Annotated in this window: 20 protein-coding genes; 5 read left to right on the top strand and 15 right to left on the bottom strand. The window is 68.2% G+C overall.

Going from position 1 to position 20,850, the window contains the following annotated elements:
* From C461_RS04935 to C461_RS04920, 4 genes are read left to right on the top strand one after another with little or no spacing between them, the layout of a single operon-like run.
* Positions 1 to 606, top strand: coding sequence for a DUF7288 family protein (locus C461_RS04935; RefSeq protein ID WP_007999173.1), 606 nt, complete (start codon positions 1 to 3; stop codon positions 604 to 606).
* The gene (locus C461_RS04930) at positions 594 to 1,724 is read left to right on the top strand and encodes a DUF7261 family protein (RefSeq protein ID WP_007999172.1); all 1,131 of its coding nucleotides are present in this window, start codon (positions 594 to 596) and stop codon (positions 1,722 to 1,724) included. The genes C461_RS04935 and C461_RS04930 overlap by 13 nt, the downstream gene beginning before the upstream one ends.
* Positions 1,717 to 2,337, top strand: coding sequence for a DUF7266 family protein (locus C461_RS04925; RefSeq protein WP_007999170.1), 621 nt, complete (start codon positions 1,717 to 1,719; stop codon positions 2,335 to 2,337). Before C461_RS04930 ends, C461_RS04925 begins: the two co-directional genes overlap by 8 nt.
* Positions 2,334 to 3,107 carry a DUF7289 family protein gene (locus C461_RS04920; RefSeq protein WP_007999168.1) on the top strand — a complete coding sequence of 258 codons (774 nt, stop codon included), beginning with the start codon at positions 2,334 to 2,336 and terminating at the stop codon, positions 3,105 to 3,107. Before C461_RS04925 ends, C461_RS04920 begins: the two co-directional genes overlap by 4 nt.
* Before the next feature lie 30 nt (positions 3,108 to 3,137).
* Here the strand turns inward: C461_RS04920 and C461_RS04915 are convergent, their stop codons facing one another.
* The 14 genes from C461_RS04915 to C461_RS04850 form a co-directional block, all read right to left on the bottom strand.
* The gene (locus tag C461_RS04915; protein WP_007999166.1) at positions 3,138 to 4,934 is read right to left on the bottom strand and encodes a DUF7289 family protein; all 1,797 of its coding nucleotides are present in this window, start codon (positions 4,932 to 4,934) and stop codon (positions 3,138 to 3,140) included.
* A gap of 114 nt (positions 4,935 to 5,048) precedes the next feature.
* Positions 5,049 to 6,839: a Na(+)/H(+) antiporter subunit D gene (locus tag C461_RS04910; protein WP_007999164.1), complete on the bottom strand. Its 1,791-nt coding sequence runs from the start codon at positions 6,837 to 6,839 to the stop codon at positions 5,049 to 5,051.
* Positions 6,836 to 8,956, bottom strand: a complete 2,121-nt coding sequence (locus C461_RS04905; RefSeq protein WP_007999162.1) for a cation:proton antiporter — start codon at positions 8,954 to 8,956, stop codon at positions 6,836 to 6,838. The genes C461_RS04910 and C461_RS04905 overlap by 4 nt, the downstream gene beginning before the upstream one ends.
* Positions 8,953 to 10,557, bottom strand: coding sequence for a proton-conducting transporter transmembrane domain-containing protein (locus tag C461_RS04900; protein WP_007999161.1), 1,605 nt, complete (start codon positions 10,555 to 10,557; stop codon positions 8,953 to 8,955). Before C461_RS04900 ends, C461_RS04905 begins: the two co-directional genes overlap by 4 nt.
* Complete coding sequence (locus C461_RS04895) at positions 10,550 to 11,071, bottom strand: sodium:proton antiporter (RefSeq protein WP_007999160.1); 522 nt, start codon at positions 11,069 to 11,071, stop codon at positions 10,550 to 10,552. The genes C461_RS04900 and C461_RS04895 overlap by 8 nt, the downstream gene beginning before the upstream one ends.
* Positions 11,068 to 11,772 carry an MnhB domain-containing protein gene (locus C461_RS04890; protein WP_007999159.1) on the bottom strand — a complete coding sequence of 235 codons (705 nt, stop codon included), beginning with the start codon at positions 11,770 to 11,772 and terminating at the stop codon, positions 11,068 to 11,070. Before C461_RS04890 ends, C461_RS04895 begins: the two co-directional genes overlap by 4 nt.
* The gene (locus C461_RS04885) at positions 11,769 to 12,335 is read right to left on the bottom strand and encodes a DUF4040 domain-containing protein (protein WP_007999158.1); all 567 of its coding nucleotides are present in this window, start codon (positions 12,333 to 12,335) and stop codon (positions 11,769 to 11,771) included. The genes C461_RS04890 and C461_RS04885 overlap by 4 nt, the downstream gene beginning before the upstream one ends.
* Positions 12,332 to 12,658 (bottom strand): monovalent cation/H(+) antiporter subunit G, encoded by a 327-nt coding sequence (gene mnhG, locus C461_RS04880; protein WP_007999157.1) that lies wholly within the window; start codon positions 12,656 to 12,658, stop codon positions 12,332 to 12,334. Before mnhG ends, C461_RS04885 begins: the two co-directional genes overlap by 4 nt.
* A complete protein-coding gene (locus tag C461_RS04875) occupies positions 12,658 to 12,963 on the bottom strand; it encodes a cation:proton antiporter (protein ID WP_007999156.1) in 306 nt (101 codons plus the stop codon). Before C461_RS04875 ends, mnhG begins: the two co-directional genes overlap by 1 nt.
* Positions 12,960 to 14,138 carry a monovalent cation/H+ antiporter subunit E gene (locus C461_RS04870; protein ID WP_080506255.1) on the bottom strand — a complete coding sequence of 393 codons (1,179 nt, stop codon included), beginning with the start codon at positions 14,136 to 14,138 and terminating at the stop codon, positions 12,960 to 12,962. Before C461_RS04870 ends, C461_RS04875 begins: the two co-directional genes overlap by 4 nt.
* Before the next feature lie 173 nt (positions 14,139 to 14,311).
* Positions 14,312 to 15,481, bottom strand: a complete 1,170-nt coding sequence (gene coaBC, locus C461_RS04865) for a bifunctional phosphopantothenoylcysteine decarboxylase/phosphopantothenate--cysteine ligase CoaBC (RefSeq protein WP_007999153.1) — start codon at positions 15,479 to 15,481, stop codon at positions 14,312 to 14,314.
* A gap of 424 nt (positions 15,482 to 15,905) precedes the next feature.
* Positions 15,906 to 17,057, bottom strand: coding sequence for a DUF63 family protein (locus tag C461_RS04860; protein WP_007999151.1), 1,152 nt, complete (start codon positions 17,055 to 17,057; stop codon positions 15,906 to 15,908).
* Positions 17,058 to 17,199: 142 nt separating this feature from the next.
* On the bottom strand, positions 17,200 to 17,649 hold the full coding sequence (locus C461_RS04855; RefSeq protein ID WP_007999150.1) for an Lrp/AsnC family transcriptional regulator: 450 nt from the start codon (positions 17,647 to 17,649) through the stop codon (positions 17,200 to 17,202).
* Positions 17,650 to 17,799: 150 nt separating this feature from the next.
* Positions 17,800 to 18,567: a 4-phosphopantoate--beta-alanine ligase gene (locus tag C461_RS04850; protein WP_007999149.1), complete on the bottom strand. Its 768-nt coding sequence runs from the start codon at positions 18,565 to 18,567 to the stop codon at positions 17,800 to 17,802.
* Between the two features lie 135 nt (positions 18,568 to 18,702).
* On the opposite strand from C461_RS04850, the gene C461_RS04845 reads away from it, so the two are divergent.
* Entirely contained in the window at positions 18,703 to 18,939 is a 237-nt protein-coding gene (locus tag C461_RS04845) for a hypothetical protein (protein WP_007999147.1), read from the top strand.
* A 98-nt stretch (positions 18,940 to 19,037) separates the two neighbouring features.
* On the opposite strand, the gene C461_RS04840 is transcribed toward C461_RS04845, so the two are convergent.
* On the bottom strand, positions 19,038 to 20,738 hold the full coding sequence (locus C461_RS04840; protein ID WP_007999145.1) for an acyl-CoA mutase large subunit family protein: 1,701 nt from the start codon (positions 20,736 to 20,738) through the stop codon (positions 19,038 to 19,040).
* Positions 20,739 to 20,850: the final 112 nt, after the last annotated feature.

The following is a 20,850-nucleotide window of genomic DNA, read 5'->3' as shown; positions in this document are numbered from 1 at the left end:
ATGTTCGTCGAACACCTCCCCGACGAACGGGGACAGGCGCACACGCTGGAGGCGTTTGCAGCCGCACTGCTGCTCGTCGCCGGACTCATCTTCGCGACGCAGGCGACCGCCGTGACGCCGCTGTCGGCGAGCACGTCGAACCAGCACGTCGAGAACCAGGCCGAGATCGCGGCCCAGGACGTGCTCACGACCACGGCGGCGCGCGGCGACCTGAAACTGGCGATACTCTACTACGACGACGGCTTCGTCGGCGCGGACAACGGGGACCACTACACGGGGTTGATGAACGAGACGCACCCGCTACACGACTCGTTGGCGGAGGCGTTCGACAGGCGGCAGATCGCGTTCGATATCGACGTGTACCACCCTGACCCCACCGCTGCGGGCGCCACGGACCGAACGCGGATGGTCGACATGGGGACGCCGACCGACAACGCCGCCGTCGCGAGCACTCGCGTGGCGCTCTACGGGGACGACCGATTCGGGGCCGACGACGAGTACACCCTCGCGGAGAACGGTAGCGCGGAGTACTTCGCGGCCCCGATCGGCGGGAGCGACACGCTGTACACGGTCGTGGAGGTGCGCATCACCGCATGGCAGATGTAGCGCCCGCCCGACACGGCGATAGCCGCGACGGTGAGCGGCGCGACGGCGACGTGAGCCGCCCCAGCAACCCCGACGTGAGCCGCGCCGACTGGAGAAGCGGTGACACCACCGGCGACCGCGACGAGACTGCGACCGGCCGCGACGAAGACCGCGCCCAGTTGATCCTGATCACCGGACTGACGCTCGCGGTGATCTTCGTCACGGTCGTCCTGTTGTTGAACACCGTCATCTACACGGAGAACCTCGCGACGCGCGGGGTCGACGCGGGCGGCGGCGAGGCCGTCGAGTTCCGCGACGGGGCCGTCGACGATCTGGGGGCGATCATGGACCGCGAGCACCGCACCGAGAGCAGCGTAGACGGCGTGATCGCGGACTTCGAGGCGAGCGCAGCGGCGTACGCGAACGCGACCACCGACCTCCGGGCGCGCGACGGCGTCGTCGCCGATATCACGGTCGTCGGCATCGAACCCGGCCACTTCATCGCACAGGAGGAGGACGGCGGTGGCTATGATGAACTGACGGCCGGCGACGGGACGACCGCAGACTGGACGGTCGCCGGAAATGCCACCCGAGCCCGGGACTATCGAGTGACGGTGGCTCCCGACTCGTTATCGGCGTCGTCGGGCGACGCGTTCACGATCGTGGCTGAAGGCGCGCCGGGCGGATCGAACGCGACTTGGTCGGTCTCGCTCTGGTCGGCGTCCGACCCCGACGATATCAACGTCACGGTGACGAACGAAACCGCCAGCGTCACCGAGACGTTCGCACCGGCCGCAGACGGGAACCACACCGTCGACGTCACGGGCGGGACCGTCAACGGAGAGCCGTTCGACGCGCTGGTCTGGGCCGAAGGCGTTCAGAACGACGACGGCACCGCCGACTACGACATCCGCTACGAGAACGGGGACGAAGCGACGGGGACGTACCACCTCGTCGTGCAGTCCGACGACCTCGACAGTGGCGATGACGATCAGTACGGTAGCTCGCCCGCTGACCGGTCGTCACAGCCCTACGTGGTCGACGCCGTGTACAGCGCCGACGTCGAGATATCTCACCGTACGCCGGAACTGGAGTACGGCGACGTGATTCGGGTCGCACCGGGTGAGCGCGATGCGTGATAGCCGTCCCGGACAAGACCGGGGCCACCGCGACGACCGCGCCGGTTCCCGCGGCCGTCTCCACCACGACGACCGCACCGGTTCCCGCGGTCGTCTCCACCACGACGACCGCACCGGTTCCCGCGGTCGTCTCCGCCACGACGACCGCGCCGTCTCCGTCACCGTCGGCTACGTCCTGACGCTCGCCATCGCGTCGCTGCTGCTCTCGGGGCTGTTCATCGCGGGCGGCTCGTTCGTCGACACGGAGCGCGAGCGCGCGGCGCAGGGACAGCTCAGCGTCATCGGCGAGCGGCTGGCGGCCGATCTGATGACCGTCGACCGGCTGGCGGGGACCGCCGAGTCACCGGCGAATCTCACGGTAGACCGACCCGTGACGCTCCCACCGCGGGTGTCGGGTGCCGGCTACCGAATCACCGTCACGACCACGGGGGCCGAGGGAACCGAGGGGACGATCAGGTTGGAAAGCGACCGCACGGACGCGATCGTCGAGGTGCCGTTCCGGACGCGATCCGACACCGAGATCCGGAACGCGACGGTCACCGGCGGCGACCTCCGAATCCGCTGGGACCCGACTGCCGGGGCTGACGGTGCAGTGGTGGTGAGCGAGTCGTGACGGGAGAGTCTCGGCCCAACCGGTTTCTCGCGGCCGACCGCGGCGTCAGCGAGACCGTCGGGTTCGTGTTGGTGTTCGCGCTGATCACGACGACGATCGCGGTCACGTTCACCGTCGGGCTCGGCGGGTTGAACGACGCCCAACTCGCCGAGCGCGACAACAACGTCGAACGCGCGTTCGACGTCTTTCACGACAACCTCAACGACATCAGTCGGGACGGAGTCCCGAGCCGCGCCACCGAGATCCGGCTCGGCGGCGGCGAGCTCGCGCTCGACCAGACGTCCGAGTTCCGACTCAACAGCAGCGCGTGGGACGGCCCCGTCTCCGAGACCGGATCGATCACGTACCACGGCGCCGGCGACACGCGGATCGTCTACGAGAACGGCGCGGTGTTCCGGATGCAGGGCGACAACGGGGTCATGATCAACGAGCCCGATCTGCTGCTCGGCGACACCACCGTCTACTCGCTGTACGGTCTCGGCGGCTCGGCCCGATCTGTCGCGGGGGATCGCACGGTCCTCGTGGTCGGCCAGCGCAGCGCGCGGACGCCGTCCGTCGACGATCGATCGGCGACCGAGAACGTCACCCTGGAGATCGACTCGGCGCAGGCGAACGTCTGGAAGCGGTACTACGACGAACTCGACCCCTCGAACGAATCGATCACCGTGAGCGACGGGGGGGACGCCGACCTCACGGTGACGTTCGACGCCGCCGAGTACGACCGGTTCGTCGTGCACCGAACGGCCGTGCGGATCGACATCTCTGACTGAGCGACCGCTAGGATCCGCTGTGAAGGGTTATCAGTCGGCGCTGACCGTCACACCGTGCGTGGACACGTGGAGGTGGCTCACGACGGGGACCGAATCGCCCCCGAACGGCTGGAGTTCGCGGAGCGACTCGTCGTAGTGGAGCCGGATGTCGCCGTCGTTGAACGAGAAGGAGCGGAAGGTGAACGAGCCTTTGATCGTCATCCGGTCTTCGAGCTCCACGTCGCTCTGGGGCGCGTAGAACACGCCCGTGAACTCTATCCCGTCGCCTTCGTCGCCCCGGATATCGATCTGGTCGGTGCTCGAATAGAACCAGAGGTTGCTCGTCACGTCGCCGTCGGCCGCGACACTCACGTTGTCGTCCAGTTGGATGTCGCCGGTGTTGTAGATCTCGAGGTGGGTGTCGTTCGCGGTGGTTATCGACGCGGTGTCTCGGAGGGTGATCGCGTCGTCGACGTACAGGTTAGCTCGGCCGTCGCCGTCCGCCGCGATCGCGCCGTCACCGCTGAGATTGAGGCCGTCTTCGACGAGCGCGTTGGTCTCCCCGCCTGACGTGTCGAACTCGATCCGTCCCGACCCCACGACTGCGACGTCGCCGTTGACGTGCAACGTCGCCCCGTCGGTGACCCTGAGAAGACCGCCATCGGAGACGGAGACGCCGCCGTCGACGTAGGTGTCGTTCTCGATTACTCTCTCGTCGCCGTCGGCAACTTCGAGACCCCCCGTGTGAACGTCTCCGTTCGTCGCGAGATCGAGGGCGCGGACGGCGTCGATGCGCTGCGTTATCGCTCCCGACACCGGGGCCAGCTCGCCGATGGCCGATTCCTCGCGTAGCTCTCCGGTGACGTTCAGCTTGTCCGTCTGTCCGCCGGGAAGGTTGTACGATTCCGCGATGAGATCGCCGCGAATGGTGATGGAGTCGGTCCCTCCGCCGCCACCGGCCGTGAGCCGGAACTCGTCGCGCGTCTGCACGCTCGCGCCGTCTCGTGGGTCTTGGGATTCGTACGTCCCCTCGGCCGAGTCGAAGCTGTCGGCGTACATGGTGTCGACGCCCCCCATGTCGAACGTGGATCGGCCCGTGGCGGAGACGCCCGTGCTCAGCGTCGGGTGGATCGTTCGCGTCCGGAGCCGCACTTCGACTCGGTCGTCACCGAGTTCGGTCACCGTCGCGCTCGTCCGGGACTCGAAGAACCGGCCCCACGCTTCGGCGTACTCGCTGCCGACCGTGACGGTGACGTTACCGCCGAGGAGCGGGTTTGAGCCGTTGGCGGACGGGAACAACCGTTCGGGCGGACGCCCCGTGTCGGTGAGAGCGACCGAGTCCTGAAGCGGCCCCCGGCTGTCTTCGATCCGCACCAGCGGGAGCGTGAGTGTCTCGGTGCCACCGCTCCCGCGGTAGTGGAACTCCGGCGGTGAGACCATCCGCACGCCGTCGCCGTTCGACCGCCAGACGCCGCCGCCCTGATACGCCACGGTGTCGTCGCCGTTCTCGTAGACGACCGCACCGAGCGGGACCGTCTCGTTGGTGGTCCCGTCGTCGGTCTCCACCTCGATCCGCATCCATCCCGCCTCGTCGTCCACGCGCAAGTCGGCCGTCCGGTCGAGGTCCAACTGAAGCCGCTGGCTCGGCGACTCGCCGTGGGCGACGAGGCTCGCCTTCGAGTCGAGCTGCGTCATCGCTCCTTCGACCCGCTGGAGGTCCGCCGTCTGCTGGGAGTCGGCGAGCGCGACGGAACCGAGCGCGACCGTGGAGCCGACGACCGCGATCGTCAACCCCAACAGGAGCACCGTCCCGATCACTTCGCTCTGTGCGCGCGCGCTCCCGCTCATGACTGACGGTTCCGCGGGAACGCTGATAAACGTGGATGTCCGACTATCGCGGGTGAGATCCGGATCGGCGACCGGTGGGCGGCGTCCCCACCGCAGGGTGACACCGGCCCCCGATCAGCCGAGCAGCAGCGCGAACAGCAGCACGCCGGCCGCGACGGTCAAGAACAGTACGCCGCGACCGATCCCGGTTCGGATCTCGGCGTCGACGCCCGCTCGTCCGAGCGCCTCGCGCGGGTTGATCGCCGTCCACATCGTCACACCGGCGAGGTCCATCGTCAGACGGTCGACGGCGGCCCACAGCTCCGTGACGCCCCACACTGTTCCCCGGGCGAGGTAGAACGTCGCCGGGTACGTCACGGCGTCGACGTCGGGCATCCGGTGTGCGAGCCAGCCGAGCGGGCGCTTCAGCGTGAAGAACCCGACGAAGCCGGTGACGAGCAGCGCCGCGCTCTCGGTCAGGTGGCTCATGCTGTACGGCTTGAAGTACACGTCCTCGCTGAGAATGATCTCCGTGAACGGCATCAGCTCGATCAGCTGGTAGTAGAACACACCGAAGAAGACGCACGCCCCGCCGGCCAGCACCATGCCGGCGGTCTGGAACGGCGTCGCGTCCTTCGGCGACAGCGTCGCCGAGCCGTGGAAGAACATGTAGTAGCCGAGCTTGATGAACGACATGAACGTCCCCACGCCGCCGAGGATGAGCAGCCACCAGAGCAGCCCCTCGCCGAACAGCAGCTCGAAGTTGTGCAGTTCGTGAGCGGAGTCGATCACCATCCCCTTCGAGATGAACCCGTTGAACCCCGGCACGGCCGTAATCGAGGCCGCACCCACGACGTACACGAGGAACGTGACCGGCATCACCCGCCAGAGTCCGCCCATCTCTCGGATGTCCTCGACGTCCGTCCGGTAGATCACGACGCCGACCGCCATGAACAGCAGGCTCTTATAAAGGACGTTGTTGAACAGGTGCGCGAACCCGCCGGTGACGGCGAACTCGCCGACGTAGGTGGCGAGTCCGAGCCCCGCGAGCATGTACCCGACCTGCGCTTGGATGTGATACGACAACAGGCGGCGCGGGTCGTACTGCAGCAGCGCGAAGAACGCGCCGTACACGGCCATGAAGCCGCCGAGGTACGCGAGCCACATGCCGCCCTCGGGGAACGCGCGGTACATCACGTACACCGCGGTCTTCGTGGTGAACACCGAGAGGAACACCGACCCCGCGACGTGCGGCCGCGGGTAGGTGTCCGGCAGCCACGTGTGCAGGAAGATGAACCCGCAGTTGATCCCGATGCCGATCGCCGCGAGCAGCGTCGCGGAGGCGTGAATCCCCGTCGTCGCCGAAAAGAGGAAGATCTCGCTCCCGGGCACGCTGCCAAGCATCGACGCGCCGTGGACGACGACGGCCCCGAGCAGGAGCGTCCCGCCGATCCCGTGGAAGATCGCGTAGCGGTAGCCCGCCCGCACCGCCGCCCCGCCGTACTGCCACACGAGCAGCGTGCTGGTGACGGCCATCAACTCCCAGAAGAAGATCAGGGTGAGCCAGTCGCCGGCGTAGATCGTCCCGACCGTCGAGGCGACGTAGATCAGCGCGAACGCCGTCACCCACGTCGGCGCGTCGGTCCCGTACGCGTACAGCACCGCCGCCGTCGCGAGGAATCCGACGACGACCCCCATCAGCAGCGAGAACTGATCGACGTTGAAGAAGACGACGTCGAAGCCGAACAGCTGTGTCGCGAGGTGCGCGCCCGTCCCCCCGTCGCCGAGCAGCACCGCCTGTGCGAACGTGAACGCGGTCGCCAGCGCGGCTAGCGCGTGCCCAGCGCGACGCGGAAGCGCGAGCACCGCCACCGCCGCGACCGCGAGCAGGACGTACGGTGGAATCGCGGTGAGAAGCGAGTTCATGGACGCATCGCCTCCTCAGGGAGCCGCGTGTCCACGATCAGTTCGATCAGCTCCAAAAAGCCCATCTCGTAGGGGATCACGCCGAGCAGCACCGCGAGGCTCATCGCGGTGAGGATCGGCCCGAGCGTGAACCACGTCGACTCGCGCCCGCGGAGCGCGTCCAGCCCCGTGATGTGCTCCCAACCGCCCGGTGGCGGACCACCGTGGTGGTCGTGTCCGTCGTGGTCGTCGTCGACGTGTTCGTCGTGAGCGCCCTCGCTACTGTGGTCGTGGGCACCGTCGATGCCACGGTCGTCGTCAGCGTCGTCGACGTCGCTGTCATCAGCTCGTCCCACGCCGAACGGCACGTCGGCGTCGGACGGCTTCTGATCGACCGCGTAGTCGCCGGTGTCGACGCGCTCGGCGGGCTCGGAGAAGTCCCGCTCGCTCGTGTTGAAGTCCGGTCTGACGACGCCCTCCTCGTCGGTCGGGAGGTCGTCGAGTTCGGCGTCGGGGATGTCGGAGTCGTCCGGAACCTCGACGTCCTCGCTCGCATCGGCGGTCGTCGGCTCGACGTCCGTCTCGGCGCTCTCGACGATCGCGTCATCGTCGGTCTCGTCGTCACCGTCTCCGGTGTCGTCGTCGTCGCGCTCGCCGCCGTCGGTGTCGTCACCCGCACGCCCGCCGTCGGTCACAGCCAGCGTCGACCGGCGTTCCCCGCCCAGCCGGAAGTCGACGAGCGGTTTCGCGTCGTGGTCGTCCTCCGCTTCGAAGAAGGCGGTGTAGATCACCGGCCAGAAGTACGCGATGTTGAGCACGCCAGAGAGCAGGAGCGCGCCGACGAGGTAGTAGGCGACGGGCGTCAGCTCCGCGCCCATCTGCACGCCGCCGATCAGCATGTAGTACTTGCTGACGAAGCCGGCGAGCAGCGGTATCCCCGCCATTCCGAGCGCGGCGACCGTGAACGCCCCCATCGTCAGGGGCATCCGCTTGCCGATCCCCGCCATCTCGGAGATGTAGTCGGTGTGCGTCGAGACGTGGAGGTTCCCCGCGCAGAAGAACAGGGTGAGCTTCATGAACGCGTGCGCCGGGATGTGCAACAATGCGCCCACGAGCCCGTACCAGCCGAACAGCCCGAGACCGAGGATGATGTAGCTCAGCTGGCTCACCGTCGAGTAGGCGAGCCGCTGTTTCAGGTGATCCTTCCGCATGGCGATAATGGACGCCGCCGTCAGCGTGACCGCCCCGATAGTCGAGAGGACGAGCCCGGCCGAGAAACCGAACGGCAGCGACAGATCGAAGACGAGCTCCGGGCCGAAGACGTCGAGCACGACTCGCGAGACGCCGAACGCGCCGGACTTGACGACCGCGACGGCGTGGAGCAGTCCGGAGACGGGCGTCGGTGCGACCATCGCCTCGGGGAGCCACTGGTGGAGCGGCATGATCCCGGCTTTCACGCCGAACCCGATCGCCAGGAGGAAGAAGGCGAGCATCGCGAGGCCGGGGTCGGCGTTCGCGAGCTCTTGGATCCCGCCGGCGGTGAAGTCGACGTTTCCGGCGATGAGGTAGACGAGGGCGGTGCCCGCGAGCACGAGCACGCCGCCGCCGAACATCGTGTACGCGAGGTACTTCCGGCCCGCCGAGCGCGCCTTCGGCGTTTCGTCGTGGGCGACGAGCGGGTACGTCGCGATCGAGAGGATCTCGTAGAACACGAAGATCGTCACGAGGTTGCCCGCGAAGGCGATCCCCATCGTCGCCGACAGCGACACGGCGAACGCGGCGAAGTACCGCGTTTGGTTGATCTCGTCGTTCCCGCGCATGTAGCCGATGCTGTAAAACGAGGTGACGATCCACAGCCCGCTCGCGAGGAACGCGAACAGCATGCCGAGCGCGTCCGCGCGGAGCACGAACTCGATTCCACCGGGCAGGAACGCCCCGAGAGACGTCTCGAAGACGGCGCCGCCGAGGACCGCCGGGAGCATCGAGGTGACGATCGCGAACTTCGCGACCGCCGCGGCGATGGTCCACCCCTCGCGGACGTTCGGGAAGCGATGCGACGCGACGATGAAAAACGCCGCGACGAACGAGACGAGAACCGCCAGTAGGGGACGTAAGTCAGTGATTGGAACGTCAGTCATGCGAACACCTCCGTGAGATACGGATCGAACCACTCGGCGAGCGCGAACCCGCCGAAGCCGAGCGCCACCGCCGTGAGAGCGGTGAGGACGAGGAGAGCGAGCGACGCCGGCGGCACCCGATCGGGCACCCACGACGACCGCGGCGCGTCCTCGACGGGCGAGACGGGGCCGGCGTCTGCCTCGGACGCCTCGGACGCGCCCCCGTGACCGCCGTCGGTCACGGCCGGATCGGACGCGTCGTCACCGTGTCCGCCGGGGAGCCCGACCCCGGCGAAGTAGAACCGCTCGATCAGCCGCGCGACGTACGCCAGCGTGAACAGCGTGCTGACGAAGATCACGACGGCGATACCGACGCCGGCCGCGCCGCCGCCGGTCAGACTCGACTCGACGGCGCCGACGCCGATGTACCACTTTCCGAGGAACCCGATGGACGGCGGGATGCCGACGAGCGCGAGCCCCAACACGGCGATCGCACCGGCCGTGTACGGCGCCTCCCGGGCGACGCTCGCGAGGTCCTCGATCCGCCGGGCACCGTATCCGAGCGAGAGCATCCCGACGCCGAGGAACAGCCCGAACTTCAGCAGGCCGTGGCCGATGAGGTGGACCATCCCGCCGAGCAGCGCGGTCTCGTTCGCGAGTCCGACCGCGCCGGCGATCATCCCGAACTGCGCCACCGACGAGTACGCGAACATCCGTTTGAGGTCGGACTGCATCGCCGCGAGCGCGGAGCCCGAGAGGATGGACGCGCCGGCGACGACGAGCAGCGCGGTCGTGATCGCGTCGTTCGCGGCGAGGAAGTCGACGGTGAAGACGGTGTAGCTCACCCGGATGAGCGCGTACGCGCTCGTCGTCGACACCAGCGCCGCCATCAGCGCCGTCACCGCGTCGGGCGCGCGTTGGTACGCGTCCGGCTGCCAGACGTGCACCGGGAACAGCGCGATCTTGAGCGCGAGCCCGGCGACGATGAACGCGTAGCTCGCCTGCACGAGCGGGTCGGCGTAGCCCGCCTGTTCGACGATCTGCGCCTGTACGTCGAGCATGTTCAGCGTCCCCGTCGCGAGGAAGACGTATCCGACGCCGATCAGGTACAGCGACGCGCCGACCGTCCCCAACACGAGGTACTTGAGCGAGGCGTACGCGCTCGCGCCGGAGCGGTCGGCCGCGATGAGCGCGTACGTCGTGATCCCGACGATCTCCAAGAAGACGAAGAGGTTGAACAGGTCGCCGGTGAGCACGAGCCCCGTGAGGCCGCCGACCAACAGCAGGTACCCGCTGTAAAACGGGTTCCCGCGCGGCCCGGCGACCCGCGAGAACGCGAGCACCGCGAGCGAGACGGTCGCGACCAAGACGAGCACGGCGGCCGACAGCTCGTCGGCGACCAGCTCGATCCCGACCGGCGGTTGGTAGGTCCCGAGCGCGTGCGAGAACCGCCCGCCGAGAGCGACCTCGGCGCCGATCGCGCCCGCGAATCCGACGAGGACCGTCGTCGCCACCGCGGCGATCGGCCAGCCGACGTCCTCGTACCACAGGCCGAGTGCGATCGGCAGCGTCGCGGCCACGATCGGGACCGCGATCGCGACCGGGAGGAGGACGTCAGTCATCCGTCTCACCTCCGGTGGCGGCGACACCGCCGTCGGTCGCGGCTCCGTCGTCGGTCGCAGTCGTCTCGTCACCGAACTGCGCCCGCTCCGGGATCGATCCCTCGTCGCGGAGCAGCTCGCGGAGGGTGTCGGTTCGGAGCGTTCCGTACTCGTCGTAGATGCGGATACAGAGCGCGAGCCCCACCGCGGTGAGGCTCACGCCGACGACGATGGCGGTGAGGACGATCACCTGCGGGAGCGGGCTCACGAACGTCTCCGTCTCCGCGGCCCCCGAGGGGACGATCGGAATCGCGCCGCCGTCCACGTACGCCGACGTGATGAACAGCAGGAATATCGCCGTCTGAAACAGATTGAGTCCGATGATCTTCTTGACGAGGTGAGGGTTGGCAATCATCATGTAGAGTCCGACGCACAACAACAGCGCGAACGCGACGTACGCGTGTCGCGTGGTCACGACTTTGAGCGCCGAGGTCGCCGCCGTCCCGGACGCGAGCACGGCTCCGACGCCCGTCATCGCTCGCCTCCGTCGGTCACCGGCGACGGGTCTGACCCGGTCGATGCCGACTCGTCGGTGTCGTCGATATCGTCGATGTCGTCGATATCGTCGCCGGTACCTCCGTCTCCGAACCCGCTGCCGTCGGACGCGAACCCGTTCGCGAGCAGGAAGAACAGCCCCATGAGCACGCCGCTCACGATGGCGGCGATACCGAACACCTCGACGCTTTCGAGGCCGTATTTCACGGGGATCGGGAGGAGGTCGTACTGGAGGAACGCGCCGCCGCGTGCGACCGGAATCAGCCCGATAGCGGCGAACGCGAGGGTGCCGCCGACCGCGAGCGCGACGACGACCGTGTTCGCGAGCCAGTCTCGAGTCGCCTCGATGCCGAACGCGAACGCGATCATGAACACGACGGCCGCCATGATCGCGCCGCCTTGGAACCCGCCGCCGGGCGATCCGCTGCCGTGGAAGGTGACGAAGAGCCCGAACGTGAACGCGAACGGGGCGACGATCTTCACCGTCGGCATGATAACTTGACTCTCCGTGTACGGCGTTCCCTGTCGCTGCTCCGAATCGAGCCGGCCGGAGCGGGCGACCGCGCGATGCGGCGGAACGTCGTCGGGTTTCTCGTCGGTGCCGTTGTCACCGGATTCGCCGTCGACGGCCCCTGTGCCGCCGGGTTCATCGTCGCGGTCGTTCGGACGAGCGTCGCTCATGCGAACACCTCGCGGTGGAGCACGATCAACGCGGCGATCCCGGCGGCGAAGACGACCACCGCCTCGCCGAAGGTGTCGAACCCACGGAACGCCGCCAGCACGGCCATCACCGTGTTCTCGACGCCCGTCTGGGCGTACGTCTCGGTGAGGTACCACTGGGTCACGTCCGGGTTCGACCAGACGGGGGCCTCGCGGGAGCCGACCGCGGGCACGTCGCCCATCGTGAGCGCCAGTCCCGCGAACAGGAACCCGGCCGCACCGGCGGCGGGGAGGTTCACCTCCTCGAAGACGGTCTCGTGGTCTATCCGCGTCGTCTTCGCGAGCGTCAACAGCAGCAGCACGGTCGTCACGCCGGCGGAGATCGCGGCCTCCGTCAGCGCCACGTCCGGCGCCCGGTAGAACGTGTACAGCGCCGCCATTCCGAGGCTGTACGCCCCGAACACGATGACCGCCGCGAGCACGTCCCGAGCGAGCGCCGTGACGAGCGCCGTGAGCACGACGAACACGAGCAGGCTCGCTTCGATGGCCGTCACTTGTGCGACGACCGGTTCGAGGCCCGTCATCGGCGATCATCCCCCTCGGTCCACGGGACGATACCTTCCTCGAAGGCAGCGCGGGCGATCGCGTGCGCCGCCGTCGGGTTCGTCACGAAGATGAAAAACAACAGGAGGACGCTTTTGAACCCCGCGCCCTCCCAGCCGACGGTCAGCGCGACGGCCGCGAGACCGAAGCCGGCGCCGAGCGTGTCGGCCTGCGAGGCGGTGTGTGCCCGCGAGTACACGTCCGGGAGCCGGATCACGCCCACCATCGAGACGAACGAGAAGAACAGCCCGAGCAGGGCGAACACGGCGATAAGCCCGACCCGGGCCGTTGCGATCGCGTCCATCATAAGACGCCACCCCGCTCGACCGTGAACTTCGAGATGGCGATCGCCATCAGGAAGTTCAACAGCGCGTACACCAGCGCGATGTCGAGGAACGTCGGCTCCGAGAGCGCGGCCGCGAGGAGCGCGAGGATGACGACGGTGTTCGTCCCGAGGACGTTCACCGCGAGCACCCGGTCCTGCATGGTCGGCCCCTTCACCGCCCGGTACAACATCCCGATCGCGAGGACGACGAACCCGGCGGCCGCGAACAGCAGGAACTCGCCCACGGTGTAGCCGGCGACGAGCGCGGTGTCGACGACGCTCACTCGTCAGTCACCTCCGATTCGCTCCCGGTCTGTCCCCCGTCGGTCGCGGCGATCGGCAGCTCCTCCGTCGCCGCCTCGCCCTGCAGGATCGCGCAGTCGTCGCGCTCGCGGGGCGTTGGCAGGCGGGCGGACGAGCGCCCGTAGTACACGAACCGCGTCCACCGCTCCAAGGAGCCGTCGAAGAGCCCGTCGCGGGCCCACGGGACGAGCGAGTGAACGTAGAGGTCGCTGTCGCGGGCGCGGACCGTGAGCGTCCCGGGCGTCAGCGTGATCGAGTTCGCGAGAGTCATCAACGGGAGGCCGCTGCCCACGATCACGCGGACGCGGTTCATCGTCGGCTCGATCGGGAGCCGGGGGTCCAGGATGACCCGGGCGACGACGAGGTTGGCCTTGATGATCTCGTACAGCAGCACGGGCACGTAGATCGCGCCCCGAATCACTCGCATGGGCGTCCGCGGGATCGCGGGGTCGGCGTCGAGGCTGATCCGCGAGAGCGTGATCGACACGATGGTCGCGGTGGCGAGACCCGTCACCCAGTCGAACCAGTAGAACGGGTCACCCAGAACGAAGTAGAACGCGAGCGAGAGCCCGAACATCGCGGCGAACCGGATGCCGGTGGCTTCGCTCCGGAGCCGCTCGCCCCGACTCGGCCGGCTCACGGGCGCGGTTTCGACCGAGAGCGGCGTGTTCGACAGCGCGAACTCCAGCGGCTGCAGCAGCGTCGTGTTGCCGACCGGCGTGTACTCCGGATCGAGCAGGACCGCGTCCGCGCCGACGGACTCGGCGTACGCCGCGAGCACCTCGACGTAGTCGCTCGGGCCGAACAGGTACTCGTCGGCGCCGATCAGCTCCGAGAAAATCGTCACGCCCTCGCCGCCGTCGCCGTCGACGTCGTCGAGGTCGGCCTCGGCCCACGCGACCACCCGTTCGAGGACGCGTTTCGCTTCGGCCGCCCTGTCGTCGGACAGCGGGTCGCCGTTCCGCCACGAGGCGATCTCCACGAAGTGGATCGCAGAGAAGTCGCCCTCGGCCGCGGACTCGACTACGTGCGCGACCGTCGATCGGAGCGTCGGCGTGGGCTCGACCGGAACGACCACCGATTTCGGGGAAGGGTCGTCGGTCGCGTCGCCTCCGCTGGCGGCGTCACCGCCGGCGTCGTCGCCGGTGTCAGCCACCCACCACACCTCCGACGGAACCGCGTGTAGCCGTCTCTGTGCACATGGGTATCTCTACCCGGATCCTTTCTCTACCGCCTCAAAACAGTTTGTATCCGTCTCGATATCGGGTGTGGTGAGTCCGCCCCGCGTCTTCGAATCCGCAACCGGTCGCCTCGCTCGATTCGCCCGATTCACTCGGTCCGGCCGAGCGCCGTCGCCAGTCGGTCCGCGATGCGTCCCGCGACGACGTCCTTCGAGCCGACCGCCTCCTCGGGGTCGGTGCCCGCCTCGCCGACGAGGAGCACGCGGGTCTCGTCGGCGCCCATCACGCTCGCGTCGTTGGCGACGACGAACGCGAGGCCGACCCGGTCCCGGATGCGCTCGGCCTCCGCGATCATGGCGTCGTCGTCGCCGGAGGTCTCGGCTTTGAACCCGACGATCGGGAGGTCCGGGTACGCCTCGCGGACGGAGTCGATCAGCTTCGGCGTCGGGCGGAGGTCCACGGAGAGCGGCGAGCCGGACCGGATCTTCTCGTCGACGGCGTCGGCGGTGAAATCGGAGATGGCGGCCGCCGAGATCAGCGCGTCGGCCGTGGGTGCAGTCTGTCGACAGGCCCGGATCATCTCGTCGGCCGTCTCGACGGGCACGACCTCGGCGTACGGGACCGCCGGGCCGTCTTGAACGAGGGTGACGCGCGCGCCGCGGACGTAGAGCGCCCGAGCGACCGCTCGACCGGTCTTGCCCGACGCCCGGTTCGTGAGGATGCGGATCGGGTCGATCCGCTCTTTCGTCGCGCCCGCGGTGACGACGACGTGCGACCCGGCGAGCGGTTGCGGCGTCGTCGCTCGGGCCACTTCGGTGACGATGTCGTCTTCGGCGGCGATCTTCGCTTTCCCCTCTTCGATCCGCGGGTCGGCGAACGTCACGCCCCACGACTCCAACCGGTCGAGCGCGTCGAGCACGCCGGGGTGGTCGTACATCGGCTCGTGCATCGCGGGCGCCATCACGACGGGCACGTCGGCGCCGAGCGCGGTCGTCGCGCAGGTCGTGACGGGCGTGTCGTCGACCGCCGCGGCGATCTTGCCGGCGGTGTTGGCGGTCGCCGGCGCGAGCAGGAGCACGTCGGCCCACCCCTCCCGACCGCAGAGTTCGACGTGTTCGACGGCGCCGGTGATCTCCGTGACGACGGGTTCGTCGGTGGCGAAGTCAACCGCCCACGGGTGGACGATATTCGTCGCCGCCGGGGACATGACGGCGCGGACGCTCGCCCCGTGACGGCGCAGTTCGTGGGCGAGTTCGACGACCTTCACCGCCGCGATGCTCCCCGACACGCCGAGCGCGACGTTGACCCCCTGTAGCATTACCGAGACGGTTCCGCCCCCGGCGGCTTATAAGGTGTCGTTGCGGAACGGCGTCGACGGCGATCGCTCGGTGCATCCCTGCGGCGCCTGTTTATAAATGAGCGAGCGGAGCGGTGGCGCGCTCCGGTGAACGCCGCAACGCGGCGCGAACCGAGCGCGAGGGAGTCGGTCGTCCCGAGCGAAGCGACGGGCGACCGACGAGGCTGGGGAGGCGTGAGGTGCGGGGCGGTTGCGGTCGCAAGCGTAGTAACGCGCGCGAGCCATCACGACTGAGGGTTTGGCGGTGGTCGCTGTCGATCCGTATTTGTCCACTTATAACGGAACGGCTGGGGATGTGACGGTAGTCACCGGTAGTCTCAGAACGATCCTCGGTTAAAACAACCGCCCGGCCGACGAACGACTATTTAAATCCCTGATCGGCTACTTAAATACCGAACGTCGCGCGCAGCATGTCCCGCGTCCCGGGACCGAGCCCCACGGCGAGTACGGTGATGAGCAGCATCAGCGTGTATCGCGGCGATTCCTCGAACATCTCGCCGTTGAACACCCAGACGACGAACGTCGCCGCCGCCAGCTTCACGAGCAGGAACGGCCACGCGTCGCCGGTGACGGAGACGATCGACTGCGGGAGCAGCCGCCCGGTCCAGTCGACGATCAGCGCGTTGACGACGTGCTTCGGGACGAGGTTCGGCGTGCCCGTCAGCGCGGGCATCCAGTCGAGCCCGATGACGTTGGCGACGCCGTCGACGGCGTGCCCCCAGATGATGAGGATTCCGCCGACGCCGGTTCCCTGCCGGATCGTCGGCTCGTAGCCGGTCGCGAGCTTCCAGGTGATCGCGGTTACCGCCGTCGCGATCCCCAGCGTCAACACGAGGACGATCGGGTAGAAGTCGACGTACTCGGTCGTCGCGGCGAGCACCGAGAGGTAGCCGACCGCCGCCGCGAGCCCGACGGCGCCGAACGCGAACAGCGGCCGCGCGTAGTCGTCGACCACGCCGCGATTCGCGAGCGCGTACGCTGCAAGCACGCACAGCAGCGTGAACCCGAAGACGGTGAAGTAGATGAACGGGCTGATCAACAGCGCGCTCGCCGGGAACGGGATCAGCGGCTCCACGCCGGCCCGCAGTGCGGCGATCCCCGAGTCCTCGACGGTCCGGAGCGCTCCGCCGAGCAGCATGAACGGGAACAGCGCGTAGAAAAAGCGCAGCTCGTTGCCGATGTCGAGCCGCTGCAGCAGGAAGACGACGCCGATCAGCATCCCCAACAGGATCACGACGTAGCTCACGGTCGAGACGGTCGTGTACCCCGGGAACGCGACGACCGCGCCGCCGTCGACGGCGGCCGAACACGCCGCCGAGCTGGTCAACAGCTCCGTTCCGCCGCCGTCTCGGACGGCGCACTGCGCGCCCTGTCCGTCGGCCACGACCGGCCCCCAGAAGTACTGCCAGATGAAGCGATCGTACACGACCCGCGGGAACACGATCGAGCCGAGCGCGAGCAACACCGTGATGGCGCTTACCACCGCCGCCCACGCGCGCTCGGGCGACAGATCCCGATCGCCGAATCCAGTACTCATGTGCTTCGTTCGGGCTGTTCCCGAGTTGAGCGTTCCGGTCCCCGGCGGGCGACGGTTGACGGCGTTGCTGTCGCCGCTGTTGTCGCTGTCACCGCTGTCACCGCTGTCACCGCTGTCGCCGTCGCGCTCGGCACCGACTTCCTCAGATCGGCGGGCCGTCGATCTCGTAGTCGGTGCCGAGGATGATCATCGTCTGCGACCGCGAGAACCCGTCCATCTCGGCGATACGGTCGAACATCAGTTCGCGGAGGCGCTCCGTGTCCTCGGCGACGACCCGGAGGATCACGTCCCACTCGCCGGTCGTCAGGTGGATCTCTCTCACGCCGTCGATGTCGCGGAGCCGGTCGAGCGCGTCCTCTTCGCGACCCTGCTCGACGCGCAGCCCGACGAACGCGCTGACCCCGTATCCGACCGCCTTGGGGTCGATCTCGGCGTGGTAGCCCTTGATGACGCCGGCGTCCTCCATTCGCCCGACCCGGTCGTGAACGGTCGCGCTGGACATATCGATCCGCCGCGCGACCTCTGAGAAAGGCGTTCGAGCGTCCTCTTGGAGGATCCGGAGGATCGCGCGATCCGTCTCGTCGAGTTCCATGCGTGCTGTTGGGTATCAACCCCCTTTTCACTTCCGACGGACTGCGCAGCCGCAATCCGGCCCTAGCGGCGCCTAATCGACGAAATTCGGCGTGGGATTCGGAACGGGATTCGGCGGCAGCATGGCAGCAGACTGCCCACGGAACGCCGGTCAGTTCTCGTCGTCCGGGGTCGCGAACGATCCCTCGCGGATGGCCGCTTCGGCCGCCGCGAGCGTCGCGTCGGGATCGAAGCCGTCAGCGACCGCCTGCAACTCCGCCGCGGAGGCGTCAGCGAGGTCCCGTGCGTGAGCGGTCACGTTCGGCACCGCCCGCACGAGGTTGTCGATGATCGGGATATCGGCGGTTCGCGGCGATCGGCTCCCGGGGTTCAGATCGATGACGATCTCCGTTTTCCCCATCGCGTCGAGCGCCTCAGCCCGGTCGCCGTCTTCGAGCGGCACCACGACGACGTCGGCCGCCTCGATCCCGTCGGCGTCGACGGTGCCGCGGGCGTGGTCGAGTCCGGGGATCTCGCCGTCCGCCGCCAGCCCCTTCACGTCGTCGGCCCCGTGATCGCGCAGGTGAGCGGCGATCCGGCGGACCCGCTCGTCGGTGTGATTGAACAGGTTCACCTCGATGTCGGCGTCGACCGCCTCCGCGAGAGCGACCGTCTCCCCGGGCGCGAGGGCCGCGACGTTGCCGTTCACCGACAGCACTGGACGGTCGGCCGCGAGCAGCGTCGCCGCGGCGGCGCGCTCGGCGGCGTCCGCGCTCGGGAGCGTCCGCTCGCCGAGGAGGTAGTCGAACGCCTCGCCGCGCCCCTGCGCGATGAGCCCCTGCTTCGAAGTGATCCCCATCTCGACGCCCGCTTCGATTCGGTGGCGCGTCACGAGCGACGCGTACCGCGGGTGGTCTTCGGGGATCTCCGTCTCCGTCATACCGGACGTTGGCCGCGCGCCGATTAAAAGGACGCCGTTCGTGCGCCGTCGGGCGGCATGGCGGCGTCGATCCGTCGGCTTACCGGCGTTAAGCGTCGAATAACTAACTCGTTGGCGTTTGGACAACCGATCGTGATGAATCGTACTGGCAAGTACACGGTCGTCGACGCGTGCAACGACCACGGGGCGATCACGCTCCGAGAACACCCGAGAAACGGAACGCTGTACGTCGTCGAGTACGACGACGAGGACGTGGAAGCCGAACTGTCGTCGCTCGACGCGGGGTCCGTCGTCGAGCTCGAACTCCGGCGGGCCGGTCGGCGGGGCAACGCGTGGTGTGCCGAATCCGCCCGGCCGATCGAAGCGCTCTGAGGCGGCCCGACCGGTCAACGGGTCGCGAGGTGCCCTGACTGATCAACACTTTTTGAAGACCCGCGGTCGGCCGAGGCCGGCCCCCGCTCGCGTCTCCGTTAGGCGACTCCGATCCGCTCGCGGTACGTGCCGTGCTCCGCCTCGAACACCGCCATGATCTCGCCCATCGTGGCGTACGCCTTCACCGCCGTCACGATCGCGGGCATCACGTTCTCGTCGGCGTCGATCGCGGCCTGAAGGTCGTCTAACGCGGCCTCGACCGCGTCGTCGTCGCGATCGGCTTTCACCGCGTCGAGTCGGTCGAGCTGGCGCTCTCGGGTCGTCTCGTCGACGTGGAGCAGGTCCGGACGCGTGTCGTCGTCGATCGCGTAGGCGTTGACGCCGACGACGGTCTCCTCGCCCGAATCGACGCGTTCCTGATACTCGTAGGACGCCTGCTGGATCTCGCGGTGGAAGTACCCCTCCTCGATCCCTCGGAGGACGCCGTCGCGGACGGAGCCGTCGCCGAGCGCTTTGATCTCCTCGATGTACGCCGTCGCCTCGGCCTCGACCTCGTCGGTGAGCGCCTCCACGGCGAAGGAGCCGCCGAGCGGATCGGCGATGTCGGCCGCGCCCGACTCCTCGGCGATGATCTGCTGTGTCCGCAGTGCGACCCGGACCGCCTGCTCGGAGGGGAGCGCCAGCGCCTCGTCGAAGGAGTTGGTGTGGAGGCTCTGTGTCCCCCCGAGCACGCCCGCCAGCGCCTGGAGGGTGACTCGGACGACGTTATTCAGGGGCTGTTGGGCCGTCAGCGATTGGCCCGCCGTCTGGGTGTGGAACTTGAGCTGTTTCGACGCGTCGGCCTCGGCGTCGTACCACTCGGCCATGATCCGGGCGTAGATTCGACGGGCCGCGCGGAACTTCGCGACCTCCTCGAAGATGGAGTTGTGCGAGTTGAAAAAGAAGGAGAGCTGCGGCGCGAACTCGTCGACGTCAAGCCCGCGGTTGAGACACGCCTCGACGTACGCGAAGCCGTCGGCGAGCGTGAAGGCGAGCTCTTGGACCGCCGTCGAGCCCGCCTCGCGGATGTGGTACCCCGACACCGAGATGGGTTTGAACTTGGGGGTCTCTCCGACCGCGAACTCGATCGTGTCCGTCACGAGGTCGAGGGAGGGCGCCGGGGGGATGACCCACTCCTTCTGCGCGATGAACTCCTTGAGCATGTCGTTCTGGAGGGTCCCGCGGAGCTCTTCGCGGGGGACGCCCTGCTGGTCGGCGATGGCGACGTACATCGCGTAGATCACGGGGGCGCTCGGGTTGATCGTGAAGGACGTGGAGACCTCGCCAACGTCGATCCCGTCGAACAGGACCTCCATGTCCCGGAGCGTGTCGACGGCGACGCCCTCCTTGCCGACCTCGCCGAGCGACATCGGGTCGTCGGAGTCGAGCCCCATCAGCGACGGCATGTCGAAGGCGGTCGAGAGGCCGGTCTGCCCCTCGTCGATCAGGTAGTGAAACCGCTCGTTCGTCTCTTCGGCGGTGCCGAACCCGGCGAACTGTCGCATCGTCCACGTCCGTCCCCGGTACATCGTCGGGTAGACGCCGCGCGTGTACGGCTCCTCGCCCGGGAAGCCGAGGTCCTCGCCGTAATCGAGGTCGGCGACGTCCGCGGGGGTGTATAACCGATCGACCTCGTGGTTCGACACCGTCGCGAACCGGTCGCGGCGTTCGCCGTGCCGGTCGAGGGTCGGATCGAGCGTCTCCGCCTCCCACTCCGCGTGGGCCTCGCGGATCTCGGAGAGCTCCTCGTCGTCGTACATACCTCCGTCTACCCGTCGGTTCCGTATAAACGTTCATTATATATCGGGGCTGTCGGACCAGCAACGCCCGTGCGCTCCGGTTTCTCCGCGGATCCGTTATGGGGGCTCGGAA

It is taken from the genome of Halorubrum aidingense JCM 13560 (assembly GCF_000336995.1).
Lineage (GTDB): Archaea > Halobacteriota > Halobacteria > Halobacteriales > Haloferacaceae > Halorubrum > Halorubrum aidingense.
Note: the sequence above shows the minus strand (reverse complement) of the source record. Positions and strands in the feature narration are given on the sequence as shown.

Excerpts from the sequence above, each read along its gene's own strand:
- C461_RS04935 (WP_007999173.1), top strand. The coding sequence starts at position 1 with ATGTTCGTCGAACACCTCCCCGACGAACGGGGACAGGCGCACACGCTG.
- C461_RS04930 (WP_007999172.1), top strand. The coding sequence starts at position 594 with ATGGCAGATGTAGCGCCCGCCCGACACGGCGATAGCCGCGACGGTGAG.
- C461_RS04925 (WP_007999170.1), top strand. The coding sequence starts at position 1,717 with ATGCGTGATAGCCGTCCCGGACAAGACCGGGGCCACCGCGACGACCGC.
- C461_RS04915 (WP_007999166.1), bottom strand. The coding sequence starts at position 4,934 with ATGAGCGGGAGCGCGCGCGCACAGAGCGAAGTGATCGGGACGGTGCTC.
- C461_RS04910 (WP_007999164.1), bottom strand. The coding sequence starts at position 6,839 with ATGAACTCGCTTCTCACCGCGATTCCACCGTACGTCCTGCTCGCGGTC.
- C461_RS04905 (WP_007999162.1), bottom strand. The coding sequence starts at position 8,956 with ATGACTGACGTTCCAATCACTGACTTACGTCCCCTACTGGCGGTTCTC.
- C461_RS04900 (WP_007999161.1), bottom strand. The coding sequence starts at position 10,557 with ATGACTGACGTCCTCCTCCCGGTCGCGATCGCGGTCCCGATCGTGGCC.
- C461_RS04895 (WP_007999160.1), bottom strand. The coding sequence starts at position 11,071 with ATGACGGGCGTCGGAGCCGTGCTCGCGTCCGGGACGGCGGCGACCTCG.
- C461_RS04890 (WP_007999159.1), bottom strand. The coding sequence starts at position 11,772 with ATGAGCGACGCTCGTCCGAACGACCGCGACGATGAACCCGGCGGCACA.
- C461_RS04885 (WP_007999158.1), bottom strand. The coding sequence starts at position 12,335 with ATGACGGGCCTCGAACCGGTCGTCGCACAAGTGACGGCCATCGAAGCG.
- mnhG (WP_007999157.1), bottom strand. The coding sequence starts at position 12,658 with ATGGACGCGATCGCAACGGCCCGGGTCGGGCTTATCGCCGTGTTCGCC.
- coaBC (WP_007999153.1), bottom strand. The coding sequence starts at position 15,481 with ATGCTACAGGGGGTCAACGTCGCGCTCGGCGTGTCGGGGAGCATCGCG.
- C461_RS04860 (WP_007999151.1), bottom strand. The coding sequence starts at position 17,057 with ATGAGTACTGGATTCGGCGATCGGGATCTGTCGCCCGAGCGCGCGTGG.
- C461_RS04855 (WP_007999150.1), bottom strand. The coding sequence starts at position 17,649 with ATGGAACTCGACGAGACGGATCGCGCGATCCTCCGGATCCTCCAAGAG.
- C461_RS04850 (WP_007999149.1), bottom strand. The coding sequence starts at position 18,567 with ATGACGGAGACGGAGATCCCCGAAGACCACCCGCGGTACGCGTCGCTC.
- C461_RS04845 (WP_007999147.1), top strand. The coding sequence starts at position 18,703 with ATGAATCGTACTGGCAAGTACACGGTCGTCGACGCGTGCAACGACCAC.
- C461_RS04840 (WP_007999145.1), bottom strand. The coding sequence starts at position 20,738 with ATGTACGACGACGAGGAGCTCTCCGAGATCCGCGAGGCCCACGCGGAG.